Origin of the sequence: Pseudomonas sp. NPDC087817, assembly GCF_044742875.1 — a bacterium.
In the GTDB taxonomy this organism is placed as follows: domain Bacteria; phylum Pseudomonadota; class Gammaproteobacteria; order Pseudomonadales; family Pseudomonadaceae; genus Aquipseudomonas.
In genome coordinates this window covers 23,939-30,520 of sequence record NZ_JBIUVJ010000048.1, presented here as the reverse complement: position 1 = coordinate 30,520, position 6,582 = coordinate 23,939, and the positions used below count along the sequence as shown (strand labels likewise).

General features: G+C 60.7%; 5 protein-coding genes and 1 pseudogene. All 6 read right to left on the bottom strand.

Annotated elements, in window-relative coordinates; all coding sequences use genetic code 11:
- Positions 1–308, bottom strand: a pseudogene (locus ACIONG_RS23030) (ribulose-phosphate 3-epimerase); the annotation flags it as partial.
- A gap of 114 nt (positions 309–422) precedes the next feature.
- Positions 423–1,571, bottom strand: coding sequence for an iron-containing alcohol dehydrogenase (locus ACIONG_RS23025; RefSeq protein WP_401302905.1), 1,149 nt, complete (start codon positions 1,569–1,571; stop codon positions 423–425).
- 226 nt (positions 1,572–1,797) lie between these two features.
- Positions 1,798–2,622: an ABC transporter permease gene (locus tag ACIONG_RS23020; RefSeq protein ID WP_064589486.1), complete on the bottom strand. Its 825-nt coding sequence runs from the start codon at positions 2,620–2,622 to the stop codon at positions 1,798–1,800.
- A 12-nt stretch (positions 2,623–2,634) separates the two neighbouring features.
- Positions 2,635–3,882: an ABC transporter permease gene (locus ACIONG_RS23015; RefSeq protein WP_103304397.1), complete on the bottom strand. Its 1,248-nt coding sequence runs from the start codon at positions 3,880–3,882 to the stop codon at positions 2,635–2,637.
- A 198-nt stretch (positions 3,883–4,080) separates the two neighbouring features.
- Positions 4,081–5,124 carry an ABC transporter substrate-binding protein gene (locus ACIONG_RS23010; protein WP_103304398.1) on the bottom strand — a complete coding sequence of 348 codons (1,044 nt, stop codon included), beginning with the start codon at positions 5,122–5,124 and terminating at the stop codon, positions 4,081–4,083.
- A 49-nt stretch (positions 5,125–5,173) separates the two neighbouring features.
- Positions 5,174–6,298, bottom strand: a complete 1,125-nt coding sequence (locus tag ACIONG_RS23005) for an ABC transporter ATP-binding protein (RefSeq protein WP_103304399.1) — start codon at positions 6,296–6,298, stop codon at positions 5,174–5,176.
- Positions 6,299–6,582: the final 284 nt, after the last annotated feature.

Here is a 6,582-nt window from a genome sequence, read left to right as displayed (position 1 = left end):
AGCGTGCGATCGTCGTGCAGCGTGGCTTCCGGGTGGAAGGTGATGTAGGTCGCGCCGGCCTCGATGAAGTCGCCGACGATGCGATCCACCGGGCTGACCATCAGGTGCGCGTCGATTGGCGCGGTGACGCCGTACTTGCGCAGTGCCGCGCAGACCATCGGACCAATGGTCAGGTTGGGCACGTAGTGGTTGTCCATGACATCGAAGTGAACGAAGTCGGCACCAGCGGCCAGAACATTGTCTACTTCTTCGCCGAGGCGAGCGAAGTCGGCGGAGAGAATCGACGGAGCAATTACGAAGGGCTGCATGACGCACCTTTTCTGAGCTAAATCACGATGGCGCGCATTGTATACCTCAAGTTTCCGCGCGCGCACCGTGACCGCGATGATTGGGTTGTGCCATGAGCGGTGACCGATGTCGACTCAGTACGCCGCGCGATAGATCTTCTCGATATCCACGGCGCTGAGCTTGCGTGGGTTGTTGCGCATCAAGCGCTCGATGCCCGCGGCCTCCACGGCCATGGCCGGGATCGCCTCTTCCGGCACACCGAAACTGCGCAGACCGACGGGAATTTCCACCGCCACGCACAAGTCGGTCATCGCCTGCACGGCTTTGTCCGCCGCTTCGCTGGCACTCAGATGAGCGGTCTTCACCCCCATGGCTTCGGCAATATCCTGCATGCGTTCGACGCAGGCCATTTTGTTCCAGGTCATGACATACGGCAGCAACAAGGCATTGCTGACTCCGTGAGCGATGTTGTAGCGCCCGCCCAACGGATACGCCAGCGCATGCACCGCGCCAACCCCGGCATTACCGAACGCCATGCCGGCCATCAGGCTGGCGGTGGCCATGTCTTCGCGGGCTTGCAGGTTGGCGCCGTTGGCGTAGGCCTTGGGCAACGCCCTGGCAATCAGTTTGATGGCACCGATGGCCAGCGAGTCGGTGATCGGCGAGGCATTTACCGACAGATAGGACTCGATGGCGTGAACCAGCGCGTCGACGCCACTGGCGGCGGTTACGCTGCGCGGGCAAGTCAGGGTCATCTGCGGGCTGACCAGCGCCACGTCCGGTAATAGAAAGTCGCTGACGATGCCTTTCTTCAACTGCGCGACTTTGTCGGAGAGGATCGCCACGTTGGTCACTTCGGATCCGGTGCCGGCGGTGGTCGGAATGGCGATCAGCGGCGGGCCTTTGCGCGGCACCTGGTCGACGCCAAACAAGTCTTCCAGCGCACCGTGATAACCGGCATACGCCGCGACGCTTTTGGCGATGTCGATGGCACTGCCGCCCCCGAGGCCGATCAAACCGTCATGCCCGCCTTCGCGGTAAACGCGCATGCAATCTTCAACGATGGCGATTTCCGGGTCCGGCAATACGCGGTCGAAAATCTCGTAATCGCGCCCGCCAAGTTGCACCAGTGCCAGCTCGACGGTGCCGGACTTGACCAGCGCGGCGTCGGTGACGATCAGCGGGTTGTCGATGTCGAGGCGTGTCAGCTCGGCCGCCAGTTGTTCGATGGCTGCAGCGCCGGTGATCAGTTTGTGAGCGATTTTGAACTGGGACAGACTCATCGTGCGCAGCCTCTTATAGATGTGGGAGCTGGGCACAAGATTAGCTGAGGGTTTGGGGTTGTCTGCTATTCAGGTCGTGAATGACCCAGTCGCGAGGATGGTACACACTGATTGTTCCCACGCTCCGCGTGGGAATACAGCCGGGGACGCTCTGCGTCCCATCCGCGAGCTGGAACGCGGAGCGTCCCGAGAGGCATTCCCACACAGAGCGTGGGAACGATCGGCGTCAGACCTGAGCGGTACGCAGTTTTTCGCTGCGGCCTCGTAACCATTCCAGGGTCAGCAGCAGGATGACGGAAAAGGCGATCAGCAACGTAGCCGCAGCAGCGATGGTCGGGCTCAAGTTCTCCCGAATCCCGCTGAACATCTGCCTTGGCAACGTCGCCTGCTCAGGCCCGGCCAGAAACAGCGTCACCACCACCTCATCAAATGACGTCGCGAAGGCAAACAGCGCTCCGGAAATCACCCCCGGCGCAATCAGCGGCAAGGTCACCCGGCGGAACGCCGTCAGCGGCGATGCCCCGAGACTCGCGGCGGCGCGCACCAGATTGTGATTAAACCCCTGCAACGTCGCAGATACCGTGATGATCACAAACGGCACGCCCAACACCGCGTGAACCACGATGAGCGAGAAGAAACTGTTACCCAAACCCAGCGGCGCAAAAAACAGATAACTGGCCACACCAATGATCACCACCGGCACCACCATCGGCGATATCACCAGCGCCATCACCAGCGATTTTCCGGGAAAGTCGCCACGGGTCAGGCCGATCGCCGCCAGTGTGCCGAAGACCATCGCCAGCACCGTCGCGGCCGGGGCGACGATGATGCTGTTCTTCAGGGCGCGCATCCATTCCGCCGAAGCAAAAAAATCCTGATACCAATGCAGCGAAAAGCCCTGCAGCGGGTACACGAGAAAACTGCCCGAGTTGAACGACAGCGGCACGATCACCAGCACCGGCAGAATCAGGAACAGCAGGATCAAGCCGCAGAGAATCCGCAAGCTGTAGAACCACACCCGTTCGATGGGCGACATGTAAGGACTCAGCATTTCAAATTCCCCTTAGCTCAGGCGCAGGCGACTGGCGCCCACCAGCCAGCTGTAGATCAGATAAAGCACCACGGTCGCCAGCAGCAGCAAGCCGCCCAACGCAGTGGCCATGCCCCAGTTGATGCTGGTGTTGGTGTAGAACGCGACGAAGTAGCTGACCATCTGATCGTTCGGACTGCCGAGCAGCGCCGGGGTGATGTAGTAGCCGATGGCGAGGATGAACACCAACAGGCACCCGGCGCCAACACCGGCATAGGTCTGCGGGAAGTACACCCGCCAGAAACTGGCGAACGGATGGCAGCCCAGCGAGATCGCGGCGCGCATGTAGGTCGGCGAGATGCCTTTCATCACGCTGTAGATCGGCAGGATCATGAATGGCAGCAGGATGTGCACCATCGAGATGTACACGCCGGTCCGGTTGAACACCAGTTCCAGCGGTTTATCGATGATGCCCATGGCCAGCAGCGCGCTGTTGATCAACCCGCCCGATTGCAGGAGCACGATCCATGCGGCGACCCGTACCAGAATCGAAGTCCAGAACGGCAGCAGCACCAGAATCATCAACAGGTTGCTTTGGCGAGAAGGCAGGTTCGCCAGCAGATACGCCAGTGGATAAGCGAGCAGCAGGCAGATCACCGTGATGATCAGGCCCATCCAGAAGGTGCGGGCAAAGATATCGAGGTAGATCGCCTGATCCGGCGTGGCCGGGGCGATTTCGCCGAGGTCGTCGATACGGTGGTCGACCGCCGCCAGCAGGTAGTAAGGCGTGATACTGCTGGTGTTGCGTTTCACCGCTTGCCAGTAGGCCGGATCGCCCCAACGCTCGTCGAGCGCTTCCAGTGCTTCTTTATAGGAGGCCGGTTCGCTGGCGAATGGCAGCGCCCGGGCGGTTTTGGTCAGCAGGCTGCGATAGCCGGCCAACTCCATGTTCAAGCGCTTGGACAGATCGCCCAGCGTCTGGTTTTTGCGTGCTTCGGCGAGGTCTTCGCCGGCGGCTTTGTAGACCGGCTCAGCGGGCAAGCCACGGCCGTCCCAACTGGCGATGGCCGCCACCGTGCGCGGCATGCCGCCGACCACTTCGGGGTTGCCGACGCTTTTGTAGAGCAGCGCCACGATTGGCACCAGGAACACCAGCAACAGAAACAGCACCAGCGGCGCAATCAGCGCCTGGGCCTTCCAGCGGTTGACCCGCTCGGCGCGTTTGAGCTTCTGCTTCAAGGTGGGGCTGGCGCCCTCGTTCAGGGGAACGGCGATGGCCATGACGTACTCCGCAAATCTTTGATCGTTACAGAGGTGGCGAACGCTACCTCGAACTTTGGGTACTGATCGTTCCCACGCTCTGCGTGGTAACGCATCCAGTGACGCTCTGCGTCACAGGGACGCGGAGCGTCCCGGGCGGCATTCCCACGCAGAGCGTGGGAACGATTATCCGGAAAGCCCTCGGTCCGTATGCTCGGGTTACTTCGCAGCCCAGGAATTGAAGCGCTGCTCCAGTTGCTCGCCGTTGTCAGCCCAGAAGCTGACGTCGATCTGCACCTGGTTGGCGATGTTTTCCGGGGTGGTCGGCATGTCTTTCAGGACATCCTTGGCCAGCAGCGGCACAGCCTGGGTATTGGCCGGGCCGTAGGCGATGTTTTCCGAGTAGGTCTTCTGCTGCTGCGGTTGTACCGAGTAGGCGATGAACTTCTTCGCCGCTTCCGCACGCTTGGCGTCCAGGCCTTTCGGGATGGCCCACGCGTCAAAATCGTAGATACCGCCGTTCCACACCACTTTCAGGTTGGATTCTTTCTGCACCGCCGCGATACGACCGTTGTAGGCCGAGCTCATGACCACGTCACCGGAAGCGAGGTATTGCGGCGGTTGCGCGCCAGCTTCCCACCACTGGATATTCGGCTTGAGTTCATCAAGCTTCTTGAACGCACGATCCTGACCACCCTTGCTCGCCAGTTCCTTGTAGACGTCTTTCGGCGCAACGCCATCAGCCATCAACGCGAATTCGAGGGTGTACTTGGCACCTTTGCGCAGACCACGCTTGCCCGGGAATTTCTTCGTGTCCCAGAAATCCGCCCAGCTGGTCGGCGCGGTTTTCAGCTTGTCAGCGTTGTAGGCCAGTACGGTCGACCAAACGAAGAAGCCCACGCCGCAAGGCTGAATCGCGCCTTTGACGTAGTCTTCGGTTTTGCCGAACAGCGCCGGATCGAGTTGCTCGAACATGTCTTCGTCGCAACCACGGGACAGCTCTGGCGACTCAACTTCCACCAGGTCCCAGGACACGCTCTTGGTGTCGACCATGGCTTTGACCTTGGCCATCTCGCCGTTGTACTCGCCAGCAACGATCTTGCCGTTGCCCGCCGCTTCCCACGGTGCATAGAAGGCTTTGACTTGCGCCGCCTTGTTCGCCCCGCCAAACGACACCACGGTCAAATCCGGGCCAGCGGCCATTGCGCTGGTCGCACCCATCAGGCCCAGGGTCAGGGCGGTGAACTTCAGGGATCTCAACATTTATTGTTCTCTCCACGTGCAGGGTTGGTGTTGGTACAACGGGGGGCGATCAGTTCGCCTCTAACAGCGGGTCAAGCGCACGAACGTGCTCGACCTGCCAGCCAAGCGGTACCACGTCGCCGACGGCGAGCGCAGGATCGAGCTCGGCAATCGGTTGTTTCACGAAGAAGTCGGTCTTGCCGCAGACTTCCAGGCGCACCCGGACGTGGTCGCCCAGATAGATGAATTCCGCCACCCTCCCTGAGAAGCGGTTGACGCATTGATCGCTCGAACCGTTGAGGCTCACGCGTTCCGGACGGATCGACAGGGTCACCGGTTCACCGGTCTGGCCGACGTTGACTGCCAGCGCCTCGACCTTTTCGCCACGCCCCAACTCGACCACGCAGCGCTCGCCGCTCTGACTGAGCAGGCGACCATTGAGGCGGTTGTTCTCGCCGATGAAGTTGGCGACGAAGGTGTTTTTCGGTTCTTCGTAAAGCGTGCGCGGTGGCGCGATCTGCTGGATTTCGCCTTGATGGAACACCGCGACGCGATCAGACATGGTCAGCGCTTCACCCTGATCGTGAGTCACGTAGACCACGGTCACGCCGAGACGCTGGTGCAGGTGCTTGATTTCCATCTGCATGTGTTCACGCAGCTGTTTATCGAGGGCACCGAGGGGTTCATCCATCAGCACCAGTTGCGGTTCGAACACCAAGGCGCGGGCCAGGGCCACACGTTGCTGCTGACCACCGGACAACTGCGCCGGGTAGCGCGAGGCGAACGCATCGAGTTGGACCATGCTGAGGACTTTCTTCACACGGTCGCTGACGTCGCTCTTGTTCAAGCCACGTACGGTCAGCGGGAAGGCGAGGTTTTCCGCGACGGTCATGTGCGGGAACAGCGCGTAGTTCTGGAACACCATGCCGATGTCGCGCTTGTGCGGCGGCACGTTATTGATTGCGCGACCGGCCAGGAGAATTTCACCGGCCGTCGGCGTCTCGAAACCGGCGAGCATCATCAGGCTGGTGGTCTTGCCGGAGCCGGACGGCCCGAGCAGGGTGAGAAATTCGCCTTTGCGAATGTCCAGGTTGAGGTCTTTGACGATCAGGTTCTCGCCGTCGTAGCTCTTCTGCACTCCACGAAAGCTGACCAGCACATCACTGGCCCCTGCGTTTGAATCGACCTGGCTCATACCCACACCTTTGTTGTTGATGACTGCTTGTGTATCAAGCCTAGTGGCTGGCGGCAGGCACGCAAATCGGGGCGCAGGAGAGATTCGCCTCAGCCGGATGGAAGGTTGGGGGTAGGGATTGCCCTACAAGGATGGCGCGATTGGATAAGGCAGCCGTGAGTGACAAGCTGCAAGCCGCAAGAACAAGCAAAAGCGCCTGTCGCTAATGGGTACGTCCACATTCGCAGGCTACACAGAGAAACCTGTGGGAGCTGGCTTGCCAGCGATAGCGGTGGGTCAGCCGA